This window comes from Klebsiella indica, from assembly GCF_005860775.1.
Classification (GTDB): Bacteria; Pseudomonadota; Gammaproteobacteria; order Enterobacterales; family Enterobacteriaceae; genus Klebsiella; species Klebsiella indica.
The window spans coordinates 1-1,883 of record NZ_VCHQ01000057.1 but is presented as its reverse complement, the minus strand read 5'-3'; the positions used below and the strand labels follow the sequence as shown (position 1 = coordinate 1,883).

Annotated in this window: 1 rRNA gene; it reads left to right on the top strand. The window is 52.9% G+C overall.

What is annotated here, in order from left to right:
* Positions 1–1,883 (top strand): 23S ribosomal RNA (locus FE839_RS24360); the annotation flags it as partial.

The window sequence follows — 1,883 nt, the reverse complement described above, 5'->3', positions numbered from 1 at the left end:
GAATATGGGGGGACCATCCTCCAAGGCTAAATACTCCTGACTGACCGATAGTGAACCAGTACCGTGAGGGAAAGGCGAAAAGAACCCCGGCGAGGGGAGTGAAAAAGAACCTGAAACCGTGTACGTACAAGCAGTGGGAGCCCCACCACCAAAGCGTTTCGCTTTGTGTGGTGCACAAAGAAGCGTAACGACAGCACTGAATGACGGTTAACGGCGCGTAAGCGACGTTCAACACAAAAATCAGGCAGTGGAGCGCTTTGGGGTGGGGTGACTGCGTACCTTTTGTATAATGGGTCAGCGACTTATATTCTGTAGCAAGGTTAACCGTATAGGGGAGCCGAAGGGAAACCGAGTCTTAACTGGGCGTTAAGTTGCAGGGTATAGACCCGAAACCCGGTGATCTAGCCATGGGCAGGTTGAAGGTTGGGTAACACTAACTGGAGGACCGAACCGACTAATGTTGAAAAATTAGCGGATGACCTGTGGCTGGGGGTGAAAGGCCAATCAAACCGGGAGATAGCTGGTTCTCCCCGAAAGCTATTTAGGTAGCGCCTCGTGAATTCATCTCCGGGGGTAGAGCACTGTTTCGGCCAGGGGGCCATCCCGGCTTACCAACCCGATGCAAACTGCGAATACCGGAGAATGTTATCACGGGAGACACACGGCGGGTGCTAACGTCCGTCGTGAAGAGGGAAACAACCCAGACCGCCAGCTAAGGTCCCAAAGTCATGGTTAAGTGGGAAACGATGTGGGAAGGCCCAGACAGCCAGGATGTTGGCTTAGAAGCAGCCATCATTTAAAGAAAGCGTAATAGCTCACTGGTCGAGTCGGCCTGCGCGGAAGATGTAACGGGGCTAAACCATGCACCGAAGCTGCGGCAGCGAACGTATCACTTAAATCGATTTACAGGCTTAACGATTGACGGAGCGGAGCGACGTCAAAGCGTTTTACAAAGTCGAGTCGGTTTAAGGATACGTTCGTTGGGTAGGGGAGCGTTCTGTAAGCCGTAGAAGGTGTGCTGTGAGGCATGCTGGAGGTATCAGAAGTGCGAATGCTGACATAAGTAACGATAAAGCGGGTGAAAAGCCCGCTCGCCGGAAGACCAAGGGTTCCTGTCCAACGTTAATCGGGGCAGGGTGAGTCGACCCCTAAGGCGAGGCCGAAAGGCGTAGTCGATGGGAAACAGGTTAATATTCCTGTACTGTGTGTCACTGCGAAGGGGGGACGGAGAAGGCTATGTTGGCCGGGCGACGGTTGTCCCGGTTTAAGCGTGTAGGTGTGTGCTCCAGGCAAATCCGGTTCACTTTAACACTGAGGCGTGATGACGAGGCACTACGGTGCTGAAGCAATAAATGCCCTGCTTCCAGGAAAAGCCTCTAAGCATCAGGTGACACGTAATCGTACCCCAAACCGACACAGGTGGTCAGGTAGAGAATACCAAGGCGCTTGAGAGAACCCGGGTGAAGGAACTAGGCAAAATGGTGCCGTAACTTCGGGAGAAGGCACGCTGATATGTAGGTGAAGTGACTTGCTCGTGGAGCTGAAATCAGTCGAAGATACCAGCTGGCTGCAACTGTTTATTAAAAACACAGCACTGTGCAAACACGAAAGTGGACGTATACGGTGTGACGCCTGCCCGGTGCCGGAAGGTTAATTGATGGGGTTATCCTCGCGGAGAAGCTCTTGATCGAAGCCCCGGTAAACGGCGGCCGTAACTATAACGGTCCTAAGGTAGCGAAATTCCTTGTCGGGTAAGTTCCGACCTGCACGAATGGCGTAATGATGGCCAGGCTGTCTCCACCCGGGACTCAGTGAAATTGAACTCGCTGTGAAGATGCAGTGTACCCGCGGCAAGACGGAAAGACCCCGTGAACCTTTACTAT